This window comes from Streptomyces sp. NPDC031064, assembly GCF_055570965.1.
Map to the genome: position 1 here is coordinate 141,133 of NZ_JBVIGF010000007.1, position 26,378 is coordinate 167,510.

The 26,378-nt window shown below is 71.0% G+C and carries 25 protein-coding genes; 4 read left to right on the plus strand and 21 right to left on the minus strand.

The genetic code is table 11. From position 1 onward, the window contains the following. Positions 1-78 precede the first annotated feature (78 nt). A complete protein-coding gene (gene rpsD, locus ACZ46W_RS24940; RefSeq protein ID WP_366130716.1) occupies positions 79-693 on the minus strand; it encodes a 30S ribosomal protein S4 in 615 nt (204 codons plus the stop codon). 194 nt (positions 694-887) lie between these two features. Here rpsD and ACZ46W_RS24945 point away from each other — a divergent pair, with 194 nt between their 5' ends. Then, entirely contained in the window at positions 888-1,574 is a 687-nt protein-coding gene (locus ACZ46W_RS24945; protein WP_468341488.1) for a DUF2470 domain-containing protein, read from the plus strand. On the opposite strand, the gene ACZ46W_RS24950 is transcribed toward ACZ46W_RS24945, so the two are convergent. The 4 genes from ACZ46W_RS24950 to ACZ46W_RS24965 all read right to left on the minus strand — a co-directional run bounded on the left by ACZ46W_RS24950 (position 1,571) and on the right by ACZ46W_RS24965 (position 5,660). After that, a complete protein-coding gene (locus tag ACZ46W_RS24950; RefSeq protein WP_468341491.1) occupies positions 1,571-2,926 on the minus strand; it encodes a replication-associated recombination protein A in 1,356 nt (451 codons plus the stop codon). The two genes, ACZ46W_RS24945 and ACZ46W_RS24950, sit on opposite strands and share 4 nt — an antisense overlap. Before the next feature lie 45 nt (positions 2,927-2,971). Next, positions 2,972-3,589: a vitamin K epoxide reductase family protein gene (locus ACZ46W_RS24955; protein ID WP_468341494.1), complete on the minus strand. Its 618-nt coding sequence runs from the start codon at positions 3,587-3,589 to the stop codon at positions 2,972-2,974. 87 nt (positions 3,590-3,676) lie between these two features. Beyond that, complete coding sequence (gene hisS / locus ACZ46W_RS24960; protein ID WP_468341497.1) at positions 3,677-4,939, minus strand: histidine--tRNA ligase; 1,263 nt, start codon at positions 4,937-4,939, stop codon at positions 3,677-3,679. A 13-nt stretch (positions 4,940-4,952) separates the two neighbouring features. Continuing rightward, positions 4,953-5,660, minus strand: a complete 708-nt coding sequence (locus ACZ46W_RS24965) for an MBL fold metallo-hydrolase (protein ID WP_468341500.1) — start codon at positions 5,658-5,660, stop codon at positions 4,953-4,955. A 154-nt stretch (positions 5,661-5,814) separates the two neighbouring features. Between ACZ46W_RS24965 and ACZ46W_RS24970 the strand changes: the two genes are divergently transcribed. After that, positions 5,815-6,600, plus strand: a complete 786-nt coding sequence (locus tag ACZ46W_RS24970) for a peptidylprolyl isomerase (RefSeq protein ID WP_468341503.1) — start codon at positions 5,815-5,817, stop codon at positions 6,598-6,600. 174 nt (positions 6,601-6,774) lie between these two features. Continuing rightward, entirely contained in the window at positions 6,775-8,004 is a 1,230-nt protein-coding gene (locus tag ACZ46W_RS24975; protein ID WP_468341506.1) for a DUF349 domain-containing protein, read from the plus strand. Positions 8,005-8,059: 55 nt separating this feature from the next. Here ACZ46W_RS24975 and ACZ46W_RS24980 read toward each other — a convergent pair whose 3' ends face one another. The 16 genes from ACZ46W_RS24980 to pgsA all read right to left on the minus strand — a co-directional run bounded on the left by ACZ46W_RS24980 (position 8,060) and on the right by pgsA (position 23,768). After that, the gene (locus ACZ46W_RS24980) at positions 8,060-10,543 is read right to left on the minus strand and encodes a RelA/SpoT family protein (RefSeq protein ID WP_366130708.1); all 2,484 of its coding nucleotides are present in this window, start codon (positions 10,541-10,543) and stop codon (positions 8,060-8,062) included. A gap of 166 nt (positions 10,544-10,709) precedes the next feature. Beyond that, complete coding sequence (locus ACZ46W_RS24985; protein WP_366130707.1) at positions 10,710-11,252, minus strand: adenine phosphoribosyltransferase; 543 nt, start codon at positions 11,250-11,252, stop codon at positions 10,710-10,712. Continuing rightward, positions 11,249-12,355, minus strand: coding sequence for a protein translocase subunit SecF (gene secF / locus ACZ46W_RS24990; protein ID WP_468341509.1), 1,107 nt, complete (start codon positions 12,353-12,355; stop codon positions 11,249-11,251). The genes ACZ46W_RS24985 and secF overlap by 4 nt, the downstream gene beginning before the upstream one ends. Position 12,356: 1 nt before the next feature. Further along, positions 12,357-14,093, minus strand: coding sequence for a protein translocase subunit SecD (secD, locus tag ACZ46W_RS24995; RefSeq protein ID WP_468341512.1), 1,737 nt, complete (start codon positions 14,091-14,093; stop codon positions 12,357-12,359). A 140-nt stretch (positions 14,094-14,233) separates the two neighbouring features. After that, positions 14,234-14,707: a preprotein translocase subunit YajC gene (yajC, locus tag ACZ46W_RS25000; protein ID WP_468341515.1), complete on the minus strand. Its 474-nt coding sequence runs from the start codon at positions 14,705-14,707 to the stop codon at positions 14,234-14,236. A 165-nt stretch (positions 14,708-14,872) separates the two neighbouring features. Next, positions 14,873-15,961, minus strand: coding sequence for a Holliday junction branch migration DNA helicase RuvB (gene ruvB, locus ACZ46W_RS25005; RefSeq protein WP_468341518.1), 1,089 nt, complete (start codon positions 15,959-15,961; stop codon positions 14,873-14,875). A gap of 19 nt (positions 15,962-15,980) precedes the next feature. After that, the gene (gene ruvA, locus ACZ46W_RS25010) at positions 15,981-16,589 is read right to left on the minus strand and encodes a Holliday junction branch migration protein RuvA (RefSeq protein ID WP_468341521.1); all 609 of its coding nucleotides are present in this window, start codon (positions 16,587-16,589) and stop codon (positions 15,981-15,983) included. Continuing rightward, a complete protein-coding gene (ruvC, locus tag ACZ46W_RS25015) occupies positions 16,586-17,119 on the minus strand; it encodes a crossover junction endodeoxyribonuclease RuvC (protein ID WP_468341523.1) in 534 nt (177 codons plus the stop codon). Before ruvC ends, ruvA begins: the two co-directional genes overlap by 4 nt. Positions 17,120-17,235: 116 nt before the next feature. Then, positions 17,236-17,988, minus strand: a complete 753-nt coding sequence (locus ACZ46W_RS25020) for a YebC/PmpR family DNA-binding transcriptional regulator (protein WP_366130700.1) — start codon at positions 17,986-17,988, stop codon at positions 17,236-17,238. Positions 17,989-18,050: 62 nt separating this feature from the next. Beyond that, positions 18,051-18,641 carry a pyridoxal 5'-phosphate synthase glutaminase subunit PdxT gene (gene pdxT, locus ACZ46W_RS25025; protein WP_366130699.1) on the minus strand — a complete coding sequence of 197 codons (591 nt, stop codon included), beginning with the start codon at positions 18,639-18,641 and terminating at the stop codon, positions 18,051-18,053. Next, the gene (gene pdxS / locus ACZ46W_RS25030) at positions 18,641-19,549 is read right to left on the minus strand and encodes a pyridoxal 5'-phosphate synthase lyase subunit PdxS (RefSeq protein WP_073758122.1); all 909 of its coding nucleotides are present in this window, start codon (positions 19,547-19,549) and stop codon (positions 18,641-18,643) included. The genes pdxT and pdxS overlap by 1 nt, the downstream gene beginning before the upstream one ends. 108 nt (positions 19,550-19,657) lie before the next feature. Continuing rightward, on the minus strand, positions 19,658-20,206 hold the full coding sequence (locus ACZ46W_RS25035; RefSeq protein WP_468341528.1) for a LemA family protein: 549 nt from the start codon (positions 20,204-20,206) through the stop codon (positions 19,658-19,660). A gap of 11 nt (positions 20,207-20,217) precedes the next feature. Then, entirely contained in the window at positions 20,218-20,970 is a 753-nt protein-coding gene (locus ACZ46W_RS25040; protein WP_468341531.1) for an N-acyl homoserine lactonase family protein, read from the minus strand. Between the two features lie 43 nt (positions 20,971-21,013). After that, positions 21,014-22,174 carry a glycosyltransferase family 4 protein gene (locus ACZ46W_RS25045; protein WP_468341534.1) on the minus strand — a complete coding sequence of 387 codons (1,161 nt, stop codon included), beginning with the start codon at positions 22,172-22,174 and terminating at the stop codon, positions 21,014-21,016. Continuing rightward, entirely contained in the window at positions 22,171-23,085 is a 915-nt protein-coding gene (locus tag ACZ46W_RS25050; protein ID WP_468341536.1) for a phosphatidylinositol mannoside acyltransferase, read from the minus strand. The genes ACZ46W_RS25045 and ACZ46W_RS25050 overlap by 4 nt, the downstream gene beginning before the upstream one ends. Then, positions 23,082-23,768: a phosphatidylinositol phosphate synthase gene (gene pgsA, locus ACZ46W_RS25055; protein WP_468341539.1), complete on the minus strand. Its 687-nt coding sequence runs from the start codon at positions 23,766-23,768 to the stop codon at positions 23,082-23,084. Before pgsA ends, ACZ46W_RS25050 begins: the two co-directional genes overlap by 4 nt. A gap of 260 nt (positions 23,769-24,028) precedes the next feature. Here pgsA and ACZ46W_RS25060 point away from each other — a divergent pair, with 260 nt between their 5' ends. Next, positions 24,029-26,230, plus strand: coding sequence for an elongation factor G-like protein EF-G2 (locus tag ACZ46W_RS25060; protein WP_468341541.1), 2,202 nt, complete (start codon positions 24,029-24,031; stop codon positions 26,228-26,230). Positions 26,231-26,378: the final 148 nt, after the last annotated feature.

Genomic DNA, 26,378 nt, shown 5'->3' on the forward strand with positions numbered 1-26,378 from the left:
AGCCCCGACGGGTCGCGGAACGCAGAAGCCCGCCGCTCCCCGAGGGAAGCGGCGGGCTGCGCACCCGGGACGGTCAGGTCAGCGGGCGTAGTACTCGACGACGAGCTGCTCGTCGCAGATGACCGGGATTTCCTTGCGGTTCGGCTCGCGGTCGAGGCGGAACGCCAGGGCCTTCAGGTTCACCTGGAGGTAGCGGGGGGTCTCACCCTCGGGGGCGAAGCCGCCCTCACGCGCCACCTGGAACAGGCTCTTGTTGCGGCTGCGCTCGCGGACCATCACGACGTCGTCGGGACGGACGCGGAACGACGGCTTGTCGACCTTGCCACCGTTGACCTCGATGTGGCCGTGAACGACCATCTGGCGGGCCTGGTAGATGGTGCGGGCGATGCCCGAACGCAGGACCAGGGCGTCGAGACGGCGCTCGAGCTCGACGACCAGCGCCTCGCCCGTCTTGCCCTCGGCCTTCTTGGCGCGGTCGTAGGCGCGCGCCATCTGGCGCTCGCTGATGTCGTACTGGGCGCGCAGACGCTGCTTCTCGAGCAGACGGACCTTGTAGTCCGAGTTCTGCTTGCGGCCACGGCCGTGCTCGCCCGGCGGGTAGGGGCGGGCCTCGAAGTACTTGACGGCCTTCGGCGTCAGCGCGATACCGAGCGCGCGAGACTTCTTGACCTTGGGACGCGACTGGTTAGGCACGTTCTCCAGACCTCCGATATAGGTTAGGTTAGGCTTACCTTAATCAAGGAGATCGCATGTCGAGCCCTGGGAACACCACGCGCATCACAGACAGCAGCACAAAGAGCGATGCTCCTGCTTCGCAGAGCATCGATGTGACGGAGGTCCGATCAGCTCATGGTCAGCCGCGTCCCAGCGGGCTTGAAACCGCCCGGATGCCGTCAGCAGCCGAGCGCACACGAACTCTCGTACAGAGTACATGCTCCGCGGTGCTCATCGTGCCCGGGGCCGAGGGCGCCCGGGCCGACCAGCTCATGCCGGACGTCCGGACGGTCGGCGCGGACGGCGAGGTGTACCTGCTGTTCCCGGCCGACGCGCCGGTGGTGCGCGCGGCCACGCACGCCCAGGACGATGAGCTGCGCGCCGTGCTGGAGCTGACCGATGTGGCCCCGGTGGCCGTCCCCCACCGCATCCGGGGGCGGGCATGGGTCTCCGGATGGCTCACGTGCGCCCCGGGGATCGCCGAGCCCGGGCACATGATGCTGCGCCTGGAGGTCGGCGAGGTGTACGTGGACGACCTGTGGGGCGACGCCGCGGTGAGCGCCGAGGACTTCGCGGCAGCCTCGCCGGACCCGCTCATGGAGTACGAGACCGAGCTGCTCCAGCACCTCGCCGCCGCGCACGACGACCATGTGCAGGGGCTGAGCGGCCTGCTCGGGGACCGTGCCGGCGTGCGGCGCGTGGTGCCGCTGGCGCTGGACCGGTTCGGGCTGCGGGTGCGCTGCCGGGACACGGCGGGGCGCTCCTTCGACGCGCGCTTCGACTTCCCCGAGCCCGTACGGGAGATCCACGGGCTGCGGCGCGCCATGCACGCCCTGTTCGAGGCGGCGGCGCAGGGCTAGTCCTCCGCGCCGCGCAGGCGTTCGCGCACCTTCTCGACCACGTCCGCGTACCGCGCCTCCGCGCCGTAGCGGGTGGGCTCGTAGTAGCGCCTGCCATGGATCGCGTCGGGTGCGTATTGCTGGGCGGCGATTCCGCCGGGGACGTCGTGCGGATACACGTACCCCTGGGCGTGACCCAGCTTGGCCGCGCCCTTGTAGTGCCCGTCGCGGAGGTGGGGCGGGACCGGGCCCGCGAGACCGTTGCGCACGTCCGCCTGGGCGGCCGCTATCGCGGTGGTCGCGGCGTTCGACTTCGGGGCCAGGGCGAGGGCGATGGTGGCGTGGCTGAGGGTGAGGGCCGCCTCCGGGAAGCCGATCATGGCCACTGCCTGGGCCGCCGCGACCGCGAGGGGCAGCGCCGTCGGGTCCGCGAGGCCGATGTCCTCGCTGGCGGAGATCATCAGGCGGCGGGCGATGAAGCGGGGGTCCTCCCCCGCCTCGATCATCCGCGCCAGGTAGTGCAGGGCCGCGTCGACGTCGGAGCCGCGGATGGACTTGATCAGGGCGCTGGCGACGTCGTAGTGCTGGTCGCCGTCCCGGTCGTACGTCACCGCCGCCCGGTCGACCGTCTCCTCCAGGGTGGCGAGGCTGATCTCGGGTTCGTTCTTGGCGAGGGCGGCACCGGCTGCCGCTTCCAGGGCGGTCAGGGCCCGGCGGGCGTCACCGCCCGCGATGCGCAGGAGGTGGGCTTCGGCGTCGGCCGGAAGGGTGACGGCGTCGGCGAGGCCGCGCTCGTCGGTGAGCGCGCGCTTCAGCAGGCTCCGGATGTCGTCGTCGGTGAGCGGTTCCAGGGTGAGCAGGAGCGAGCGGGAGAGCAGGGGGGAGATCACCGAGAAGTACGGGTTCTCCGTGGTGGCGGCGATCAGGGTGACCCAGCGGTTCTCGACGGCCGGCAGGAGGGAGTCCTGCTGGGCCTTGCTGAAGCGGTGGATCTCGTCGAGGAAGAGGACGGTCTCCTTGCCGAAGCCACCGGCGGCGCGGCGGGCGCCGTCGATGACCGCGCGGACCTCCTTGACGCCGGCCGTGATCGCGGAAAGCTCGACGAAGCGCTTGTTGGTGGCCTTGGAGACCACGTACGCCAGGGTCGTCTTGCCCGTGCCGGGCGGCCCCCAGAGGATCACGGAGGAGGCGCCGGCGGGGCCGCCCGCGCCCTCGCCGACCAGCCGGCGCAGGGGCGAGCCGGGCTTGAGCAGGTGCTGCTGGCCGACGACTTCGTCCAGGGTGCGCGGGCGCATCCGGACCGCCAGGGGGCTGGTGGACGGGTCCTTCTCCTGGCGTTCTTCGGCTGCGGCGGTAAAGAGGTCGGGCTCCACATCCAGAAGCGTATGTCAGGCCACTGACAGTCGGTCCGGAGCGGATCAGCTCGTCCAGAAATCCCACCAGCGGGTCAGGATCAGCATGCCGATGATCCCGATGTGCAGGACGGGGAGGACCCAGGTGAACTCGTCGAGGAAGGTCCTGACCGGGCGGGGTGCGGGCAGCAGGCCGTTGCGTACGTTGTGCGAGGTGACGTACCAGAACATGACGATCGTCGCGATCCAGGCCAGGGAGCACCACAGGCACAGCGCGTTGATCTCGTACAGCGACTGGTACATGAGCCACATGCAGAAGCCCACGCCGAAGAGCGTGCCGGCGTTCAGGCCGAGCCAGTACCAGCGGCGGTAACGGGCCCCGGCGAGGAGCGCGACGCCGATGGCGACGACCATGCCGTAGGTGACCAGGCCGAGCATGGGATTCGGGAACCCGAAGGCCGAGGCCTGCTCGCTCTTCATGATGTTGCCGCAGGACACGATCGGGTTGAGGCTGCACCCGGGGGTGAAGTTCGGGTCCTCCAGCAGCTTGAACTTGTCGAGCGTGATCACCCACGCCGCGAGCAGCCCGGCCGCGCCCGTGATCACCAGCATCCATGCGAAGGCCCGGCTGCTGCCGACCGTGGTCGTGTCGGAGGACTTTTCGTCAACCGATGCAGTCGTCATGGAGGATCATTCTGCCGCATGGCGGCCACTGTCCGCCGTTCGGTGGACATAAGGACACCCCGGCCGGGGCCGGGGTGTCCTTGGAGGTCAGGCCGGGCGGGAGGCCAGCTTCTCGACGATGGCGTCGAGCGCGACCGGCTCCTGCTCGCCGGACTCCATGTCCTTGAGCTGGGCCACGCCCTCGGCGAGGTCCCGCTCGCCCAGCACGAGGGCGTACCGGGCGCCGCTGCGGTTGGCGGCCTTCATCGAGGCCTTGAGGCCCTTGCCGCCGTACGCGAAGTCCGTCGCGACGCCCGCCCTGCGGAGCTCGTTGACCACGGCGAACAGGCGGCGCCGGGCCTCCTCGCCGATGGGCACGGCGAACACGCTGGTGGTGGCCGGCAGGTCGAGGGTGATGCCCTCGGCCTCCAGCGCCAGGACCGTGCGGTCCACGCCGAGCGCCCAGCCCACCGAGGGCAGCGCGGGGCCGCCGATCATCTCGGAGAGGCCGTCGTAGCGGCCGCCGCCGCCCACCGCGGACTGCGAGCCGAGACCGTCATGGACGAACTCGAACGTGGTGCGCGTGTAGTAGTCCAGGCCGCGTACCAGCTTCTCGTCGTCCTCGAAGACCACCCCGGCCGCGGTCAGCAGCTCGCGGACCTCGGAGTGGTACGCCTTGCAGGCGTCACACAGGTGGTCCCGCAGCAGCGGCGCGCCCACGAGCTGCTTCTGGACGTCGGCGCGCTTGTCGTCGAGGACCCGCAGCGGGTTGATGTCGACGCGGCGGCGGGTGTCCTCGTCCAGGTCCAGCCCGCGCAGGAAGCCCTGGAGCGCCTCGCGGTAGACGGGGCGGCACTCCTTGTCGCCCAGCGAGTTCAGCAGGATGCGGAAGTTGCGCAGGCCGAGCGAGCGGTACGCCTGGTCGGCGAGGATGATCAGCTCGGCGTCCAGCGCCGGGTCCTCCGCGCCGATCGCCTCGGCGCCCACCTGGGAGAAGTGGCGGTAGCGGCCCTTCTGCGGGCGCTCGTAGCGGTAGTACGAGCCGGAGTACCAGAGCTTGACGGGGAGGTTGCCCTGCTTGTGCAGGTTGGCCTCCAGCGCGGCGCGCAGCACGGACGCGGTGCCCTCGGGGCGCAGGGCGAGCCTGTCGCCGCCCTTGGTCTCGAAGGCGTACATCTCCTTGGTGACGATGTCGGTGGACTCGCCGACACCGCGGGCGAACAGCTCGACGTTCTCGAAGCCGGGGGTCTCGACGTACCCGTAGCCGGAGTTCTTCAGCGGCGCGGAGATCGCCTCGCGGACGGCGAGGTACGTCGCGGAGCTCGGCGGCAGCAGGTCGTAGGTGCCCTTGGGGGCCTGGAAGGTACTCACGGGACTTCTCTCGTCACATTCCTCGTCGGGGAGCATCCGTGCTCCCGAGGCCGGTCGCCACTTCCCTCAGGTACGGGTTGGTGGCGCGCTCGCGGCCGATGGTCGTCTGGGGGCCGTGGCCGGACAGCACCACGGTCGAGTCGTCGAGCGGCAGGCACACGCGGGCCAGCGATTCGAGCATCTCGGCCATGTCACCGCCGGGCAGGTCGGTGCGTCCGATGGAGCCGGCGAAGAGCAGGTCGCCCGAGAAGAAGACCGGCGGGATGTCCGCCGCCTCGGGCATGCTGAAGGTCACCGACCCCTTGGTATGGCCGGGCGCGTGCGACACGGTCAGCTCCAGGCCCGCGAGGCTCAGCTTCGCCCCGTCGGTCAGCTCGTGGACGTCGTCCGGCTCCCCCACGGTCAGCTCGCCCATGAGGGGCATGCCGATGGAACGGCCGAGGGCCTTCTCCGGGTCGCTCATCATGTACCGGTCGGAGGGGTGGATCCACGCGGGTACGTCATGGGCGCCGCAGACCGGGACGACGGAGGCGACGTGGTCGATGTGGCCGTGGGTCAGGACGACCGCCACGGGCTTGAGCCGATGCTTCTTGAGCGTCTCCTCGACTCCCTGGGTGGCCTGGTGGCCCGGGTCGATGATCACGCACTCCTCGCCTGCGGCGGGGGCGACCAGGTAGCAATTGGTCCCCCAGGCCCCGGCGGGGAACCCGGCAATGAGCACGATCGTCCTTAAAGAGTCGTCCGGCACGCGTCGTCCGGCGGAGGAATGCAGCAGATCAGAGCCTACCGGCGCTGCTCATTCCACAGCCAACCCGTATACGGTACGGGCACACTCGGCCAGGACAGGAACAGACGACCGACAAGGAGAAGACCCGGTGGTCACCAGCGATCAGCGGCGGCGCCAGCTCGCCCGGGAGAAGTTCGAGCGGCAGCAGAAGCGCCGTGAGGAGGCCCAGCGCAAGGCGAAGCGCCGCAACAGGATCATCGTCTCCGCGGTGGCCGTGGCGCTGGTGCTGGGCGCCGGGGCGTACACGAACTTCCGCACCGAGTCCGCCGCGAACGCCAAGGACCCCATCGAGTTCCCGTCGGCCTCGCCGAGCTCCTCGCCGGAGCCCAAGGCGGACGAGCCGAAGATGGCCGTCGACACCAAGGCGAAGTACACGATGGCGCTCACCACCAACCACGGCGCCGTCTCGATCGCCATGGACGCCGCGAAGACGCCGCGCACGGTGAACTCGTTCAAGCACCTCGCCGACAAGAAGTACTTCGACAGCACCAAGTGCCACCGGCTGACCACGCAGGGCATCTTCGTCCTCCAGTGCGGCGACCCCAAGGGCGACGGCACGGGCGGTCCGGGCTACACCCTCCCGGACGAGAACCTCGCCTCCCTGGGCAAGCCGGGCGCGGACGGCGCGGTGACCTTCAAGGCCGGAACGGTGGCGATGGCCAACACCGGGCAGCCGGGCACCGGCGGCAGCCAGTTCTTCCTCGTCTACAAGGACACCAAGCTGCCCCCGCAGTACACGCCGTTCGGCACGATGGACGCGGCCGGTCTGAAGGTCGTCCAGGACGTGGCCAAGGGCGGCGTCGAGGGCGGCGCCACCGACGGTGCGCCCAAGAAGGCCGTCACCATTGAGAAGGCCACCGTCAGCAAGGCGTGAACCGCGGAATTCGGTCGCGCTGAGTGCGGACAGCCGGGCGGCCGGTCGCCTAGATTGGCGTTGTGCAGCGCGACCTCGACTGTCGCGTTGTGGAGGGCGGGCGAGGCCCGTCAGGGAACTGTGGACGATGCCCGGGGGTGACCGCCCTCGTCGGCATCATGTGGAGGAGGCGCTGTGAGCAGCGACCCGTGGGGCCGCGTCGACGAGACGGGCACCGTGTACGTGCGTACAGCCGACGGCGAGAAGGTCGTCGGATCGTGGCAGGCCGGAACTCCCGAGGAGGCACTGGCCTACTTCGAGCGCAAGTACGAGGGCTTGGTTGTCGAGATCGGCCTCCTCGAGAAGCGGGTGAAGACCACCGACCTGTCGGCCAAGGACGCCATGGCCGCGATCGACCACATCCGTCATCAGGTGGACGAGCACCACGCCGTGGGCGACCTGGACGCGCTCCGCAAGCGGCTCGACAAGCTCGTCGAGACGGTGGAGGCGCGCCGCGAGGAGCGCAAGGCCCAGAAGGCCAAGCAGACCGACGAGGCTCGGCACGCCAAGGAGGCGCTGGTCAAGGAGGCCGAGGAGCTGGCCCAGAGCGAGCAGTGGCGGGCCGCGGGTGAGCGGCTGCGGGCGCTGGTGGACACCTGGAAGGGCCTGCCGCGGCTCGACCGGAAGTCCGACGACGAGCTCTGGCACCGCTTCTCGCACGCCCGCTCGGCGTTCTCCAAGCGGCGCAAGGCGCACTTCGCGTCGCTGGACGCGCAGCGCGAGGAGGCCCGCAAGACCAAGGAGCGGCTCGTCGCCGAGGCGGAGTCGCTCTCCGGCTCCACCGACTGGGGTGCCACGGCCGCGCGGTACCGCGAGCTGATGGCGGAGTGGAAGGCGGCGGGCCGGGCCCAGCGCGAGCACGAGGACGACCTGTGGAACCGTTTCCGCGGTGCCCAGGACGTCTTCTTCGCCGCGCGCAGCGAGGTGTTCGCGGAGCGTGACGCCGAGCAGGCCGAGAACCTCAAGCTGAAGGAGGAGCTCGCGGGCGAGGCCGAGAAGCTGCTGCCGGTGACGGACCTGAAGGCGGCACGTGCGGCGTTCCGGTCCATCAACGAGCGGTGGGAGGCGATCGGCCACGTACCGCGTGACGCCCGTCCGAAGGTCGAGGGGCGCATGCACGCCGTGGAGCGGGCGATCCAGGAGGCCGAGGAGGCCGAGTGGCGTCGTACGAACCCGGAGGCACGCGCGCGTGCGGCGGGTCTGACGGGGCAGCTCCAGGACGCGGTCGAGAAGCTCCGGAAGCAGATCGACGCGGCCCGTGCGGCGGGCAACGACGCCAAGGCGGACAAGCTCGCGCGTGAGCTGGAGGGCCGGCAGGCGCTGCTGGACCAGGCGCTGAAGGGTCTTCAGGAGTTCGGCGGCTGACGCACGGACACGGCAAAGGGCCTCCCCGGGTGGGGAGGCCCTTTTCGTCGCCTGGTTACGGCCTGCGGGCCGACGTCACGCGGTACACGTCGTACACGCCCTCCACGCCCCGCACCGCCTTCAGGACGTGCCCCAGGTGCTTGGGGTCACCCATCTCGAACGTGAAGCGGGAGGTGGCCACCCGGTCGCGGGAGGTCTGGACGGCGGCCGACAGGATGTTGACGTGCTGGTCGGACAGGACCCGGGTGACGTCCGACAGGAGCCGGGAGCGGTCCAGGGCCTCGACCTGGATGGCGACCAGGAAGACCGAGGACTGGGTGGGCGCCCATTCGACGTCGAGGATGCGCTCGGGCTGCTGCGAGAGGGAGTCGACGTTGACGCAGTCGGCGCGGTGAACCGATACGCCGCTGCCGCGCGTGACGAAGCCGATGATCGGGTCGCCCGGCACCGGCGTACAGCAGCGGGCCAGCTTGACCCACACGTCCTCGACACCCTTGACGACCACGCCGGGGTCGGCCTTGGTGCGGCGCTTGCCGCGCCCGCGCGACGGCGGGGCCGACTCGGCGATGTCCTCGCTGGCGGCCTCCTCGCCGCCGAGGGCCTGCACCAGCTTCTGGACGACGCCCTGCGCGGCCACATGGCCCTCGCCGATCGCGGCGTACAGCGATGAGATGTCGGGGTAGCGCATCTCGTGCGCCAGCGTGACCAGCGAGTCGCCGGTGAGGATGCGCTGGATCGGCAGGTTCTGCTTGCGCATGGCGCGCGCGATGGCGTCCTTGCCCTGCTCGATCGCCTCGTCGCGGCGCTCCTTGGAGAACCAGGCGCGGATCTTGTTGCGGGCGCGCGGCGACTTGACGAAGCCCAGCCAGTCGCGGGAGGGCCCGGCCCCGGCGGCCTTGGAGGTGAAGACCTCCACCAGGTCGCCGTTGTCGAGGGTCGACTCCAGCGGTACGAGCCGCCCGTTGACCCGCGCTCCTATGGTGCGGTGGCCGACCTCGGTGTGGACGGCGTACGCGAAGTCGACCGGGGTGGCGCCCGCGGGCAGCGCTATGACGTCACCCTTGGGGGTGAAGACGAAGACCTCGTTGCGGGAGAGGTCGAAGCGCAGCGACTCCAGGAACTCGCTGGGGTCCTCGGTCTCCTTCTGCCAGTCCAGCAGTTGGCGCAGCCACGCCATGTCGTTGATGTGGTCGTCCTTGCCGGCCTTCTTCGGCACGTCGGTGCGCACCTTGGAGGCGCCGGCGACGGCCTCCTGCTTGTACTTCCAGTGCGCGGCGATGCCGTACTCGGCGCGGCGGTGCATGTCGAACGTGCGGATCTGCAGCTCGACGGGCTTGCCGTTGGGGCCGATGACCGTCGTGTGCAGCGACTGGTACATGTTGAACTTCGGCATCGCGATGTAGTCCTTGAACCGGCCGGGGACCGGGTTCCATCGCGCGTGGACGGTGCCGAGGGCGGCGTAGCAGTCGCGGACCGTGTCGACAAGGACGCGGATGCCCACCAGGTCGTAGATCTCCGCGAAGTCACGGCCGCGGACGATCATCTTCTGGTAGACGCTGTAGTAGTGCTTCGGCCGGCCGGTGACGGTGGCCTTGATGCGGGCGGCCCGCAGGTCGGCCTGGACCTCGTCGGTCACTATGGCGAGGTACTCGTCGCGCTTGGGGGCCCGCTCGGCGACGAGGCGGACGATCTCGTCGTACATCTTGGGGTAGAGGATCGCGAAGGCGAGGTCCTCCAGCTCCCACTTGATGGTGTTCATGCCCAGCCGGTGGGCGAGCGGGGCGTAGATCTCCAGCGTCTCGCGGGCCTTCTTCTCCTGCTTCTCCCGCTTGAGGTAGCGCATGGTGCGCATGTTGTGCAGGCGGTCGGCGAGCTTGATGACCAGGACGCGCGGGTCCTTGGCCATGGCGACGACCATCTTGCGGACGGTCTCGGCCTGGGCCGCCTCGCCGAACTTGACCTTGTCCAGCTTGGTGACGCCGTCGACGAGCAGGGCGACCTGGTCGCCGAAGTCCTTGCGGAGCTGCTCCAGGCCGTACTCGGTGTCCTCGACGGTGTCGTGGAGGAGACCGGCCATCAGCGTCGCCGGGTCCATGCCGAGCTCGGCGAGGATGGTGGTGACGGCGAGCGGGTGCGTGATGTACGGGTCGCCGCTCTTGCGCTTCTGGCCGCGGTGCCAGCGCTCGGCGACCTGGTAGGCGCGCTCGATCTGGCGGAGCGTGGACGTCTCGATCTTCGGGTCGTTGCTGCGGACTATGCGCAGCAGGGGTTCCAGGACCGGGTTGTACGGCGACGAGCGCTGCACGCCGAGGCGGGCGAGGCGGGCGCGGACGCGGTTGGAGGAGCCGCCGGAGCGGGCGGCGGCGGGCGGCGTGGGCTTCGGCGCCGAGACGGGGGCCGGGCCGGCCGCGCGCTGGGGCGCCGTGGGGCCGGACGTGTTCCGCGCGGCCTTGTCGGGGGGCGTGGCTGTGGGCGCCGCGGCCTTGTCGGCCTGCTGGTCGGGCTTCGCGGCGGAGAGTGGCTGGGCCTCGTCTGGCAAGAGCGCTCCTCGTGCGGGTCCGGGTCCCCCGGTCAGGCCCGGAATCCCATGGTACTGACCTCGGGGGAGCCGCTCGCCCCCGGACGGGGACGGGCCTCGGCGCCGACAACGCGAAACGGGCACCCGGTGTCTCCGGGTGCCCGTTTCCGTGCCCTGTACGCGCTGGTCAGAGCGTGATCAGCGCCTCCAGCGGGGCGCCGGCCAGCGTCGGCTCCAGCCGGGCGCGGCCGCCCAGGAACCCGAGCTCCATGAGGACGGCGACGCCCGCGACCTCGGCCCCGGCCCGCCGGATCAGCTCCAGCGAGGCCTCGGCGGTGCCGCCGGTGGCGAGGACGTCGTCGATGACCATGACGCGGTCACCGGGCAGGAGGTCCTCGGCGTGCACCTCGATCTCCGCGGTGCCGTACTCCAGCTCGTACGCCTGGCTCAGCGTCGCCCCGGGCAGCTTGCCCGCCTTGCGGACCGGGACGAAGCCCAGGCGCGCGGTGACGGCGACCGGCGCGGCGAGGATGAACCCGCGCGCCTCCAGGCCGACGATCTTCGTCGCCCCGTGCCGTTCGCACAGCTCGGCCAGCGCTCCGGTGAGGGCGCCGAACGCCTCCGGGTCCGCGAGCAGCGGCGTGATGTCCTTGAACGTCACGCCGGGGATGGGGTAGTCGGCGACGTCCCGGATGCGGCTGAGGAGCAGCTCCTGCGTGGTGACGGTCATCGGCGCCTGCCTCGCCCACGGGTGGGCTGGCGCCGCTGTCCGACGACCGCCCCGGCGGGCGTGGCGTCCTCCGGCTCGGTCTCCTCCGCGCTCTCGGCGTTCTCGGCGGAGCCGTCCTCGGCGGTGCCCTTCTCGGCGGCCTGGGCACGCTTGGCGAGGACGCGCTTCTTCAGCGCCTTCATCTGCGGGTCGCGTTCCTTGAGGTCGGCGACGAGCGGCGTGGCGATGAAGATCGACGAGTACGCACCGGCCGCGAGGCCCACGAACAGCGACAGCGAGATGTCGTTGAGCATGCCGGCGCCGAGGAAGCCGCCGCCAATGAACAGCAGGCCGGCCACCGGCAGCAGCGCCACCACTGTGGTGTTGATGGAGCGGACCAGGGTGCTGTTGAGGCTGCGGTTGGCGATCTCGCTGTAGGTCCAGCGGGTCTGCTTGGTGATGTCCTTCGACCCCTCCTTGAGACCGTCGAAGACGACGACGGTGTCGTAGAGGGAGTAACCGAGGATGGTCAGCAGACCGATCACGGTGCCCGGGGTGACCTCGAAGCCGACCAGGGCGTAGATGCCGACGGTGATCGTCAGGTCGTGGATCAGGGCGATCAGCGCGGCGAGCGCCATACGCCACTCGAAGGCGATCGCCAGGTAGATCACCACGAGGACCATGAAGACCCCGAGGCCCATCCACGCCTTGTTGGCGATCTGCTCGCCCCAGCTCGGGCCGACGACGTCGGCGTTGAGGTTGTTGCTGGGGACGTTCAGCTCGGTGGCGAGCTCGGACTTGATCTTGCCGGCCTCGGCGGTGGTCACATCGCTGATCTGGATGCGCAGACCGCCGGTGCCCAGCTCCTGGACGATCGGGGTGTGGCCGGAGACCTCCTCGGCGGCGTCCCGCGCCTCCTCGGTGGACACCGCGAGCTTGGGCGTGGTGACGACGACGCCGCCCTTGAACTCGATGCCCATGTTGAGGCCCTGCACCATCAGTCCGGCGATGGCCGTGATGGTGATCAGGATGGAGACGCCGTACCAGATCATCCGCTTGCCGACGAAGTCGTACCCGACCTCACCGCGGTACAGGCGAGCGCCCATGCTGCCGAGTCGTGACATCTCACGCCTCCTTCGGTTCGGTGGTGGCGGAGACACGCCGGGAGCGGCGCAGCGGGGGCTTGGCCCCCAGCCGCTTCGGGTCCAGACCCGACCACGGGTGGCCGCTGCTGAAGAACTTCGTCCGGGCCAGCAGCGTCATCAGCGGCTTGGTGAAGAAGAACACCACGACCACGTCGAGCAGGGTCGTCAGACCCAGCGTGAACGCGAAGCCCTGGACCTTGCCGACGGTCACGATGAACAGCACGGCCGCGGCGAGGAACGACACGAAGTCGGAGACCAGGATGGTGCGCCGGGCACGCGGCCAGCCGCGCTCGACGGCGGGACGCAGCGTGCGGCCCTCGCGGATCTCGTCACGGATGCGTTCGAAGTACACGATGAACGAGTCCGCGGTGATGCCGATGGCCACGATCGCGCCGCAGACGGCCGGCAGGTTCAGCGCGAAGCCGATGGCCGGGCCGAGCAGCGACATCAGCGCGTACGTGAGGACGGCCGAGACACCGAGGCTGAGGATCGCGATGAGCGACAGCCCGCGGTAGTAGACGACCAGGTAGATGATGACCAGGGCGAGACCGATGGCGCCCGCGATCAGACCGGCCTGGAGCTGCTCACCGCCGAGTGCGGCGGTGACCGTGGTGACGCTCTCCTGCTCGAAGGAGAGCGGCAGCGCGCCGTACGACAGGATGTTGGCGAGCTCGGTGGCGGACTCCTGGTCGAAGCTGCCGGAGATCTCGGCGCTGCCGCCGCCGATCGCGCTGCTCACGGACGGGGCCGAGACCACCTGGCCGTCGAGCGTGATCGCGAACTGGTTCTGCGGCTGGACCTGGCTGGCCAGCTTGCCGGTGGTGGCCGCGAACTTCTTGGTGCCCGCGTCGGTGAAGCCGAGCTGGACGATCCAGCGGCCGCGCTGCGGGTCGAGGACGCCCTGCGCCTCGTCGACGTCCGTGCCGGCGACCTCGGCCGGGCCGAGGATGTACTTGGCGTCGCCCTCGGTGCCACAGGCCACGGTCGGCTTGGCCGGGTCCGCGTTCTGCGCCGGGTTGGGGACCTGCTTGGTCTTCTTGTCCGGCGTGCAGTCCAGGGCGGCGAACTGCTTGTCGAGCGCGGCGACGGCCGCGGCGCCGGAGGCGGTGGGCTGCGGGGCCGGCGTGGTGGCCGGCTTGTCGGTCGTGCCCGGCTTCGGGGACGGCGACTCGTCCTTCTTCAGGGCGTCGGTGACCGCACGGCCCTGCGTGGTGGCGCTGGGCTTCGGGCTCGGCGTCGTCGACGCCTTGCCGCTGGGCGTGGCGCTCGGCGAGCCGGTGGCGGAGGGCTCCGGGATCGGCGCGCTGCCGGCGACGGCGAGGACCGGGCGGAAGTACAGCTCGGCGGTCGTACCGACCTGCTTCTGGGCCTTCTCGGAGTCGGTCGCCCTGGGGATGTTGACGATGATGTGCCGGTTGCCCTGCTGCTGGACCTCCGCCTCGGAGACACCCAGACCGTTGACGCGGCGTTCGATGATGCCGATCGCGGTCTGCATGTTGGTGTTGTTGACGGCGTCCTTCTTGCCGGGCTGGCTCTCGGCCCGGAGCGTGATGCTCGTACCGCCGGCGAGGTCGATGCCCAGGCGCGGGGTGAGGTCACCCGACCAGAACATCCCGCCGATCAGGGCTCCGATGGCGATCAGGATCGCGGCCAGGGCACGCCCCGGCTTGCCCTGCCCCCCCGACGCCGGCCCTCGGCCCTTCTTGGGTGCTGCCACCTTCTCGTTTCTCCCTGTCCAACCGCCGCTACGCCGGGTGAGCGTCGGGGCGGCCACGAAGTGGTGTGGGGAATCCCCCGCGTGTGTCGGCACGGAACGGACCGCGTACGCCGGTCGGCGACGCGGTCCGTCTGCACGCCTTACTTCGCGTCGGTGTCGCCGTCGGTCTTGTCGTCGGCCTTGGCGTCCTCGGCCTTGGCGTCCTTGGCCTCGGGAGCGGTCTCGACCTCGTCGGCCGCGTCCTTCTTGCCCAGGTCGATCTTCGCGTCGTCGGACTCGGTGAGCGAGGAGGCGTCGTCCGGCACGACCGGGGTGTCGCTCTTCAGGTCACCGTCACCGTGCACGATGCGGTTGTACTCGTCGTCGTCGAGGACCGCGCCGACGGCGTTCTTGGCGTAGACGGCGTGGACTCCCGGAGCGACCTCCAGGAGGACGGTGTCCTCGCCGACCTCCTTGACGGTGGCGTACATCCCCCCGATCGTCCGTACGCCGGTTCCGGGCTGCATCTGGTTGCGCATTTCCATCGCCTGCTGCTGCTTCTTCTTCGCAGAGCGGGTCATCAGGAACATGGCCCCGATGAGGACGATGAACGGCAGGAGAGTCACGATACTCACGGGACGACAAATCCTTCGCACGGTCGCGGGGAACCGCGGCCTGATCTTCGGGGGTGGGTACGCCGGCCTGAACGGTCGGCATCGGCGGAGTCTAGGCGAGTCCGCATCAATGGAACAACGCCCAGCATGGCACCGCGGTTCCTGACCCGGCGAGTCTCCTCGCCGTCACGCCCCGAAGAGCCCCTGTTGTCCCCTTCCCGGGCCCCCTGCCTGCGGCGGTACGAGGCCGAGATGCGTCCATGCGGCGGGCGTGGCCACCCGTCCCCGGGGGGTGCGGGCCAGCAGCCCCTCCCGGACGAGGAAGGGCTCGGCGACCTCCTCGACCGTCTCGCGCTCCTCCCCCACGGCGACGGCCAGGGTGGACAGGCCCACCGGTCCGCCGCCGAACAGCTTGAGCAGGGCCTCCAGCACCGCCCGGTCCAGCCGGTCCAGGCCGCGGTCGTCCACCTCGTAGACCTTGAGGGCGGTGGCGGCGATGTCGCGGGTGATCAGGCCGTCCGCCTTGACCTGGGCGTAGTCGCGGACGCGGCGCAGCAGGCGGTTGGCGATACGGGGCGTGCCGCGCGAGCGGCCGGCGATCTCGGCGGCGCCGTCGGCCTCGATCTCGACGTCCAGGAGGTGGGCGGAGCGGTGGATGACGCGCTCCAGCTCGGCCGGGGCGTAGAACTCCATGTGGGCGGTGAAGCCGAAGCGGTCGCGCAGCGGGGGCGGCAGGAGGCCGGCGCGGGTGGTGGCGCCGACGAGGGTGAAGGGCGGCAGTTCCAGCGGGATCGCGGTCGCGCCCGGGCCCTTGCCGACGATGACGTCGACCCGGAAGTCCTCCATCGCCATGTAGAGCATCTCCTCGGCGGGCCGGGACATGCGGTGGATCTCGTCGAGGAACAGCACCTCCCCCTCCTGGAGGGAGGAGAGGATCGCGGCGAGGTCGCCGGCGTGCTGGATGGCGGGGCCGGAGGTGATGCGGATGGGGGCGCCCATCTCGGCGGCGATGATCATGGAGAGGGTCGTCTTGCCGAGGCCGGGGGCCCCGGACAGCAGCACGTGGTCGGCGGTGGCACCCCGGGCGAGGGCGGCCTTGAGCACCAGGTCGAGCTGCTCGCGCACCCGTTCCTGGCCCACGAACTCCTCCAGCGACTTGGGCCGCAGGGCCGCCTCGACGGCCTGGTCCTCCCCGTCGGCGGACGCCCCGACGAGCCGGTCGGCGGCGCCGGCCGGGGATTCGTTGCTGGTGGGTGCGGTGTCGTCCCAATTCACAGTGGGTTGCCTCGGGGTCTCAGCGGGTGCGGTTCAGGGTCTGGAGGGCGGCCTTGAGGAGCCGGCCGATCTCGGGGGCGCCGCCCGCCGCCTCGGCCTGCGGGGTGACGGCGGCCACCGCCTCGTCGGCCTCGCGGGTGGCGTAGCCCAGGCCGATCAGCGCGGCGTGCAGTTGGTCGCGCCAGGAGGCGGTGACCGGCGCGCCGACGGCCGGTGCCGAACCGATGGGCTCACCGAGCCGGTCCTTCAGCTCCAGCAGCAGCTTCTGGGCGCCCTTCTTCCCGATGCCCGGCACCGCCGTGAGCGCCTTCTCGTCGCCGGAGGCCACCGCGACGCGCAGCGCGTCCGGGCTGTGCACGGCGAGCATGGCCTGGGCGAGGCGCGGGCCGACGCCGCTGGCGGTCTGGAGCAGCTCGAAGACCTGCCGCTCGTCGTCGTCGGCGAAGCCGTACAGGGTCAGCGAGTCCTCCCGTACGACCAACGAGGTGGCCAACCGCGCCTCCTGACCGATCCTCAGTCCGGACAGGGTGTTCGGCGTGCACTGGACGGCCATGCCGATGCCGCCGACTTCGATCACGGCGGTGGTCGGGGCGAGCGCGGCGACGGGACCACTCACGAAGGCGATCATGCGGTGCGGCCTTTCATGGCTCGGTGGGCGGCGACCGCCTGTTGCAGGCGGTTCTGGGCGGGGGCCCGCCAGATGTGGCAGATGGCGAGGGCCAGCGCGTCGGCCGCGTCGGCCGGCTTGGGCGGGGCGTCCAGCCGGAGCAGCCGGGTGACCATCGCCCCGACCTGCGCCTTGTCGGCGCGGCCGCTGCCGGTGACGGCGGCCTTGACCTCGCTGGGCGTGTGCAGCGCGACGGGGATGCCGCGGCGGGAAGCGCACAGCATGGCGACGGCGCTGGCCTGGGCGGTGCCCATCACCGTACGCACATTGTGCTGGCTGAACACCCGCTCCACCGCCACCCGTTCGGGACGGTACTCATCCAGCCATTCCTCGATGCCACGCTCTATGGCGACGAGCCGGTGGCCGGTGTCCGCGTCCGCGGGGGTGCGGACGACCCCGACGCCGAGCATCGTCAACGGGCGCCCGGCGACGCCTTCGACGACGCCGACACCGCACCGGGTCAGCCCCGGGTCCACCCCGAGTACACGCACGCCGCCACCCCTTCTTCGCTCATCAGTTTGTGCAGGCTATCGGGTGGCACTGACAACGACGCGACGGGCCGACGGGGTGTGTTCCCGTCGGCCCGTCGCGTGCGTGCGTGCGTGGGTCAGGCGTCGACCTTCTCCATGACGTCGTCGGAGACGTCGAAGTTGGCGAAGACGTTCTGCACGTCGTCGCTGTCCTCCAGCGCGTCGATCAGCTTGAAGATCTTGCGCGCGCCTTCCTCGTCGAGCTGGACCTGCATGGTCGGGACGAAGTTGGCGTCGGCCGAGTCGTAGTCGATGCCGGCCTCCTGGAGGGCGGTGCGGACCGCGACCAGGTCGGTGGCCTCGCTGATGACCTCGAAGGTCTCGCCGAGGTCGTTGACCTCCTCGGCGCCCGCGTCCAGGACCGCGCCGAGGACGTCGTCCTCGGTCAGCTCGCCCTTGGGGACGATCACGACGCCCTTGCGGTTGAAGAGGTACGACACCGAGCCCGGGTCCGCCATGGAGCCGCCGTTGCGGGTCATCGCGACGCGTACGTCGGAGGCGGCGCGGTTGCGGTTGTCGGTGAGGCACTCGATGAGCACCGCGACACCGTTCGGGCCGTAACCCTCGTACATGATCGTCTCGTAGTCGACGCCGCCGGCCTCGAGACCACCGCCGCGCTTGACCGCGGAGTCGATGTTCTTGTTGGGGACCGAGCTCTTCTTGGCCTTCTGGATGGCGTCGTACAGCGTGGGGTTGCCATCGGGGTCGGCGCCGCCGGTGCGGGCCGCGACCTCGATGTTCTTGATCAGCTTCGCGAAGAGCTTGCCGCGCTTGGCGTCGATCACGGCCTTCTTGTGCTTCGTCGTAGCCCATTTAGAGTGGCCGGACATCTGCCTGTCTCCTTCGCGTAACCAATTTCTGAACGAACCCCAGAGATCCTACCGGGACGGGGTCACCCCGCGGCGCGCACCATGTCGACGAACAGGGCGTGCACCCGGTGGTCGCCCGTCAGCTCCGGGTGGAACGACGTGGCCAGGGCGTTGCCCTGCCGTACGGCGACGATGTGGCCGTCGTGCTCGGCGATGACGTCCGCCTGGGCACCGACCGACTCGACCCAGGGAGCCCGGATGAAGACGCCCTCCACCGGGCCGCCCTCGATGCCGGCGACCTCGACGGCCGCCTCGAAGGACTCGTTCTGGCGCCCGAAGGCGTTACGGCGGACGATCATGTCGATGCCGCCGAGCGTCTCCTGGCCCGAGCGCGGGTCGAGGATCTTGTCGGCGAGCATGATCAGGCCGGCGCACGTGCCGTAGACGGGCATGCCCGCCTTGATGCGCTCGCGCAGCGGCTCCATCAGGCCGAACAGGTCGGCCAGCTTGGAGATGGTGGTGGACTCCCCGCCGGGGATGACCAGGCCGTCGACCTCGGCGAGCTCCTCGGGGCGCCGGACCGGCCTGGCCACGGCGTCCGCCGCGGCCAGGGCGATCAGGTGCTCACGTACGTCGCCCTGGAGAGCCAGGACACCGATGAGCGGAGTGGTCATTACCAGCCCCGGTTCGCGTAGCGCTCGGCCTCGGGGAGGGTGTCGCAGTTGATGCCCACCATGGCCTCGCCCAGGTTGCGGGACGCGTCGGCGATGATCTTCGGGTCGTCGTAGAAGGTGGTGGCCTTCACGATGGCGGCGGCGCGCTTGGCCGGGTCGCCGGACTTGAAGATGCCGGAGCCGACGAAGACGCCCTCGGCGCCGAGCTGGCGCATCAGCGCGGCGTCGGCCGGGGTGGCCACGCCACCGGCGGAGAACAGCACGACCGGCAGCTTGCCGAGCTCGCTGACCTCCTTGACGAGCTCGTAGGGGGCGCGCAGCTCCTTGGCGGCGGCGTACAGCTCGTTGTTGTCGAAGCCGCGCAGCTTGGCGATCTCGTTCTTGATCTGGCGCAGGTGGCGGACGGCCTCGACGACGTTGCCGGTGCCGGCCTCGCCCTTGGAGCGGATCATGGCCGCGCCCTCGGCTATGCGGCGCAGGGCCTCGCCCAGGTTGGTGGCGCCACAGACGAAGGGGGTGGTGAAGGCCCACTTGTCGGAGTGGTTGACCTCGTCGGCCGGGGTGAGGACCTCGGACTCGTCGATGTAGTCGACACCGAGGGACTGCAGGACCTGGGCCTCGACGAAGTGGCCGATGCGGGACTTGGCCATGACCGGGATGGAGACCGCGTCGATGATCTCCTCGATCATGTTCGGGTCGGACATCCGGGCCACGCCGCCGTCCTTGCGGATGTCGGCCGGGACCCGCTCGAGGGCCATGACGGCGACGGCACCGGCGTCCTCGGCGATCTTGGCCTGCTCGGCGTTGACCACGTCCATGATCACGCCGCCCTTGAGCTGCTCGGCCATGCCGCGCTTGACGCGCGCGGTGCCGGTCTCGGGCGACTGCGGGGTGGTGGTGCTGGACACGGATGACCTCACTCAAGAAACGGGGCGGTTTCAACTACACCGAGGAAACCCGGGCCACCCAGTCCACATCAAGGGCCAATAGTGACCCGGTGGCTCGTTTTCCCGAGGTCAGCCGCTCCCCGGCCGGTCCGCCAGCGCCGTCGGCGGCTCGTCGTCCATCTCGAACGCCATCGGGAACGGGGCGTGTCCCGCGAGCCGGAACCAGCGCACCTTGCGGTGCCGGCGCAGCGCCCGGGCCGCCCGTACGGCGTCGTTGTGGAACCGGCGCGCCATCGGCACCCGGCGCACCGCCGCCGCGAGCTCCCCGGCCGCCTGCTCGCCGCCCGGGGCCGCCCGCACCGCGTCCACCTGCTCCGGCTCGCCGAACACCGCCCGCAGCGCCTGGCTCAGCTCGCTCTCGGCCACCTCCCGCTGCTCCTCCTCGGCCTGCCGGGCGGCGTGCGCGGCCTCGTACAGCACGATCGACGCCGCCGGGTCGAGCACGCCCGAGGTGGCCAGCTCCTGGGCGACCGAGGCGCGCCGCAGCAACTGCGCGTCGAGCGCGGCGCGGGCGGCGTCGATCCTGGCGTGCAGCCGGTCGAGCCGTCCGGCGGTCCAGCTCAGGTAGAGCCCGATGGCGACCAGGCCGACGACGATCCAGATGAGGGTTTCGATCACGGGCGCAAAGGCTACCGGGACGCCGCCGCATGCCCTTCCGGTGCGTCGCCCTCCCACACCGACCGGTCGTGGGCGAACAGCACCCGGCGCGGCCGGAAGGCGGCGATCCGTTCCAGCCAGGGCGGCCACGGCCCGCCCGCCCCGGTGGCGCGGGCCATCTCGTCGGAGGCGTACTGGGACGCGGAGTCGTACGCCTGCCCCGCGAGCACGACCACGCCGTGCGAGCCGTCCGCGCCGTCCGCGCCGTCCGCGCCGTCCGCGCCGTCCGCGCCGGACACCACCAGCGACTGGTGCCCCGCCGTGTGCCCGGGCGTCGGCACCACCCGTATCCCCGGCCACACCTCGGCCTCGCCGTCGAGCTCCTCGTATCGGACGCCGGGGAAGTCCACCAGGGCGTCGATCGTGTAGTCGCCGGCGCGGGCGGTGGCCAGTTCCGTGCGCTGTACGAGGACGGGGCGGCCGGCCAGGAGCGGGTTGCCGCCGCAGTGGTCGAAGTGGAGGTGGCAGTTCACGACGAGGTCGATGTCGCCCGGGGCGACGCCTCCGGCGGCCAGTGCCTCCGCCAGGCTCCTGCGCCGCGGCCGGTACCACGCGTCCGCCTCCGGGTCGCCTTCCCCGAGCCCGGTGTCGAAGAGCAGCAGCCCCTCGTCGTGCCGTACGAGATACGCGAGCACCGGCTCCACGCGCGGATGCTCGGTGCCCGCCTCGGTGGCGGGCCGGACGAAGTACCCCAGGTCCAGTCGGTGGATGCGCATGCGGGCCATGCTGCCGCTCCGCACCCGGCGTCCGACAGGGCTCACCGCGCCATCAGTCCCGCGCCAGCCCCCACCGCGCCCGCAGCCCCAGCCGCTCGTCCGTGGCCACCGACGCCGCGCCGTCCGTGACCGTCTCGTAGACCGCCAGGATGTCCGCGCCGACCGTCGACCAGTCGAAGCGACGGACATGGGCGCTGCCCCGCTCCCGCAGCTCCCGGCGCCGTTCCTCGTCGCCGAGCAGGCGGATCGCCGTCTTCGCCAGGGCGTCGGCGTCCTCGTTGGCGAAGAGTTCGCCCGCCGCGCCCTGGTCCAGGACCTGCGCGAACGCGTCCAGGTCGCTGGCGAGCACCGGCGCGCCCGCCGACAGGGCCTCCACCAGGATGATGCCGAAGCTCTCGCCGCCCGTGTTGGGCGCCACGTACACGTCCACGCTGCGCAGCAGCCGCGCCTTGTCCTCGTCGCTGACCATGCCGAGGAACTCCACGCGCCGGCGCATGTCGGCCGGCAGGGACGCGACGGCCTCCTCCTCGTCGCCCCGGCCCGCGACCAGCAGCCGGGTGTCGGGGCACGCGGCGAGGATCTTCGGGAAGGCCTTCATCAGCACCGGCAGGCCCTTGCGCGGCTCGTCGATCCGCCCGATGAACCCGAGCGTGCCGCCCTGCCACTCCGCCTTGGGTTCCGCCCCGGCGAAGAAGTCGACGTCGACGCCGTTGGGGATGACGACCGCGTCGCCGCCCAGGTGCTCGACGAGCGTCCGGCGCGCGTACTCGCTGACCGCGATCCGCGCGCTGATCTTCTCCAGCGCGGGCTGGAGGATCGGGTACGCGGCGATCATCGCCCGCGACCGAGGGTTCGACGTGTGGAACGTGGCCACGATCGGGCCCTGCGCCGCCCAGCAGGACAGCAGGCCCAGCGACGGCGAGGCCGGCTCGTGGATGTGGATCACGTCGAACGTGCCGTCGTGCAGCCAGCGCCGCACCCGCGCCGCCGACAGGAAGCCGAAGTTGAGCCGGGCGACCGAGCCGTTGTACGGGACGGGGACCGCGCGCCCCGCCGAGACGACGTACGGCGGCAGCGGGGTCTCGTCGTCGGCCGGGGCCAGCACGGACACCTCGTGCCCGAGCCGGATCAGGTGCTCGGCCAGGTCCCGGATGTGGAACTGGACGCCACCCGGCACGTCCCAGGAGTACGGGCAGACGATGCCGATCCTCACGCGTCGGGTCCCTTCGCGGGATCGAGGTCGGCGAGCCACAGCCGCTGCAACATGTGCCAGTCCTCCGGGTGCTCGGCGATTCCGGTGGCGAAGGCATCGGCCAGCGCCTGTGTCATGGAGGACGTCTTCTCGGCGCGCGTACCTGTCTCGGGCACGTCGACGGGCGGGTGGACGCGGCCCTTCATGGTCGACGTCCCGTCGTACCAGAGCGTCACCGGCAGCAGCAGCGCGCCGGTCTGCTGGGCCAGCATCGCGGGCCCGGCCGGCATCCGCGCCGTGTCGCCGAAGAACTTCACCTCGACGCCCGACTCGGACAGGTCACGGTCCGCGACCAGGCACACCAGGCCGCCCGCCCGCAGCCGCCGCGCCAGCGTCCCGAACGCCGAGCCACCGGTGTGCGGCAGGACCTCCATGCCCAGCGACTCCCGGTACGCGACGAACCGGTCGTACAGCGTCTCCGGCTTCAGCCGCTCGGCGACCGTCGTGAACGGCACCCCGAGCGCGCGCGTGACCCACACGCCCGCCAGGTCCCAGTTCGCCAGGTGCGGCAGCGCCAGGACGACTCCCTTGCCGGCGGCCAGGCCGTCCGTCAGGTGGTGCACGTCCTTGACGTCGAACGCGTCCTTGACGCGCTCCGCGCTCCACGCCGGCAGCCGGAACGACTCCATCCAGTAGCGCATGTACGAGCGCATGCCCGCCTTCGACAGCTCCGCCAGCCGCTGCGGGGAGGCGTCGGGCACCACGCGCGCGAGGTTGGCCTCCAGGCGCAGCACCCCCTTGCCGCGCCGCTTCCACGCCGTGTCGGCGATCCGCCGGCCGAGCCCGGCCGCCACCGGCTCGGGCAGTTTCTTCACCGCGCTCCAGCCGAGTCCGTACAGCGCGTCGGTCAACCGTTCACGCACCGCGCTCATGTCGCCTCACTCCCCCTGGCTCCGGAACCGCCCACCTCGGGGGTGCCCGCCGCCGCGTCCGCCTCCGCCGACTCGCGGCGTACCGTCACCACGCGCTGCCCGAGCGTCACCGCACTGCCCACGGCCACCACCCACAGCGCGATGGGCAGCAGCACCTGAACGCCCGGCACACCGAACCCGTGCAGTCCGGCCAGGCCCGCCGCCACGAGCGAGACCACGAGCCGCTCCGCCCGCTCGACCAGGCCGTTCACCGCGACGGGCAGGCCGATCGACTCGCCGCGCGCCTTGGTGTACGACACGACCTGGCCGCTCGCCAGGCAGAAGATGGCCACGGCACACAACACATTGTCGTCGCCCTTGCCCGCGTACCACAGCGCGAAGCCACCGAAGATCGCCCCGTCGGCGACCCGGTCCAGGGTCGAGTCGAGGAAGGCGCCCCAGCGGCTGGAGATGCCGGCCTGCCGGGCCATGTTCCCGTCCACCAGGTCGGAGAACACGAACAGCGTGATGACGATCGTGCCCCAGAAGAACTCCCCCCGGGGGAAGAAGACCAGCGCGCCCGCCACCACGCCGGCCGTGCCGATCAGCGTGACGGCGTCGGGGCTGACCCCGCGGCGGAGCAGAAACGCGGCGAACGGTGTGAGAACACGCGTGAAAAAAGCACGCGCGTACTTGTTCAGCATGGCCTTCCCGAGGGTCGGTGGGCCGTGCGGCCCCTACGGCCACCGGCTGGCCCATCGTAGCCAGGCAGGGGCACCCGCCACCCCCGGGCACCCTGCTCCCGTCGCGGTGTCGGACGTATGGACGCAACCTGGCCTGAGTGGAAAGCTCGAAGGATGACCGCGGGCACCGCCGGAGCTGCCCCAAGGGGGCTCCCCCGCGCCCGCGCCCCCCACCTCCACCGTGCACGTGACCCGTGCACTCGCGATCAGGAGGAAGAATCATGGGCGACAAGGCGAACGCACACCCCGGAGCCGCCGGCAGGGCAGTAACGGCCGACCAGCCCTCATCGGTACGGAATGTGGTGCTGGTCGGCCACAGCGGATCGGGCAAGACGACTCTGGTCGAGGCCCTCGCGCTGACCGCCGGAGCGGTCAACCGGGCGGGCCGCGTCGAGGACGGCGGCACGGTCTCCGACTACGACGAGATCGAACACCGCCAGCAACGCTCCGTACAGCTCTCCCTCGTCCCCCTCGAATGGGGCGGGTACAAGATCAACCTGCTGGACACTCCCGGATACGCCGACTTCGTCGGGGAGCTGAGGGCCGGTCTGCGCGCCGCGGACGCGGCCCTTTTCGTCGTCTCGGCCGCCCAGGAGGCCGACGCGATCGCCGGTTCCTGCCGCATGGTGTGGGAGGAGTGCGCTGCCGTCGGCATGCCCCGCGCCATCGTCATCACCCACCTCGACACCGCGCGCGTCGACTTCGACGAGCTGACCCGGGTCCTCGCGCGGATCTTCGGCGGTGACGACCCCGACGCCATCCTTCCGCTGTACGTGCCCGTCCTGGGCCCGCAGACGCCCGACGGCCACGCCCCCGCGACCGGGCTCGTCGGACTGCTCACCCAGAAGATCTTCGACTACTCGACCGGCGAACGGAAGGAGAATCCGCCCGAGGAGGCGCAGGTCCCGCTCATCGAGGAGGCCCGCAACCGCCTCATCGAAGGCATCATCGCCGAGAGCGAGGACGAGTCCCTCATGGACCGCTACCTCGGCGGCGAGGAGATCGACCTCAAGACCCTCATCGACGACCTGGAGAAGGCCGTCGCACGCGGCACCTTCCACCCCGTACTCGCCGCCGCCCCGGCAGCACCCGGCGGAAAGCAGGGCCTCGGCACGGTCGAGCTGCTGGAGCTGATCACCAGGGGCTTCCCCACCCCCCTGGAGCGCGAGGCGCCCGCCATCACCACCCCCGACGGCCGGCCACGCCCCCAGATCACCTGCGACCCGGACGGACCGCTGGTCGCCGAGGTCGTCAAGACCTCCTCCGACCCGTACGTCGGCCGGATCTCCCTGGTACGGGTCTTCTCCGGCACCCTGCGCCCCGACGAGACCGTCCACGTCTCCGGGCACGGGCTGGCCGACCGGGGCCACGAGGACCACGACGTCGACGAGCGGATCGGCGCCCTCTCCGCGCCCTTCGGCAAGCAGCAGCGGCAGCTCAACCACTGCGTCGCCGGCGACCTGGCCTGCGTGGCCAAGCTGTCCCGCGCCGAGACCGGCGACACCCTGTCCTCGAAGGACGACCCGCTCCTGATGGAGCCCTGGACGATGCCCGACCCGCTCCTGCCGCTCGCCATCCAGGCGCACAGCAAGGCGGACGAGGACAAGCTGTCCCAGGGGCTCGCCCGGCTGGTCGCCGAGGACCCGACCATGCGGCTCGAACAGAACCAGGACACCCACCAGGTCGTCCTGTGGTGCCTGGGCGAAGCGCACAAGGACGTGGCGCTGGAGCGGCTGCGCAGCCGGTACGGCGTCCAAGTCGACGTCGTACCCCACAAGGTGTCGCTGCGCGAGACGTTCGGCGACAGGGCGGCGGGGCGCGGACGGCACGTCAAGCAGTCCGGCGGGCACGGGCAGTACGCCATCTGCGAGATCGAGGTCGAACCGCTGCCGCCCGGGTCGGGCATCGAGTTCGTCGACAAGGTCGTCGGCGGCGCCGTGCCACGCCAGTTCATCCCGTCCGTCGAGAAGGGCGTACGCTCCCAGGCCGCGAAGGGCGTCGCCGCCGGCTACCCCCTCGTCGACGTGCGCGTCACCCTCCTCGACGGCAAGGCGCACTCGGTCGACTCCTCCGACGCGGCGTTCCAGACCGCCGGCGCCCTGGCGCTGCGCGAGGCGGCGGCGGACGCCCGCATCGACCTCCTGGAACCGGTCGCCGAAGTCCAGGTCCTCGTCCCCGACGAGTACGTCGGCCCCGTCATGAGCGACCTGTCCGGCCGGCGCGGCCGCGTGGTCGGCACCGAACAGGCGGGTCAGGGACGGACGCTCGTACGGGCCGACGTACCGGAGATCGAGATCGGGCGGTACGCCGTCGACCTCCGCTCGATCTCCCACGGCACGGGCCGGTTCGACCGCAGCTACGCCCGTCACGAGGCGATGCCGCCACAGATCGCCGAGAAGGTCCGCGAACGCGCCGAAGGGTAGGGAGCATTGGCCGTGCCGCTCGCCCAACTCCGCTTGGGCGGGCGGCATTCTGCCGGTCCGCCGACGCGCGGACGACGCCCTCGATAGGCTGTAGTGCCCAGCTCAGCAGGTGTGCGGAGCACAGGGGTTGGGAACAGACCGCAGTGCG